Origin of the sequence: Bradyrhizobium sp. 62, assembly GCF_023073035.1 — a bacterium.
In the GTDB taxonomy this organism is placed as follows: Bacteria; Pseudomonadota; Alphaproteobacteria; order Rhizobiales; family Xanthobacteraceae; genus Bradyrhizobium.
In genome coordinates, this window is record NZ_JADPIT010000015.1 from 624293 (window position 1) to 624546 (window position 254).

Below are 254 nucleotides of genomic sequence, written 5' to 3' on the forward strand. Positions count from 1 at the left end.
TGACGAGTTGGCCGATCGTATCCAGGCCGACGGGATCGATATCCTGATCGACGTGTCCGGGCATTCGACCGGCAACAGGCTCCATGTCTTCGCCCGCAAGCCGGCCCCGATCCAGGTCACGGGGTTTGGTCACGCCACTGGTACGGGCCTTCAGACCATGGACCATGTGCTCGCCGATCCCATCTTCATTCCGCAATCGGCGCGACATCTGCTGGCTGAAAAGGTTTACGACCTGCCGTGCCTGATCACGATCG

At 61.0% G+C, this 254-nt stretch carries 1 pseudogene; it reads left to right on the forward strand.

The window, feature by feature from the left end:
- Positions 1–254 (forward strand): annotated as a pseudogene (locus IVB47_RS13430) (acetylglucosamine transferase); the annotation flags it as partial.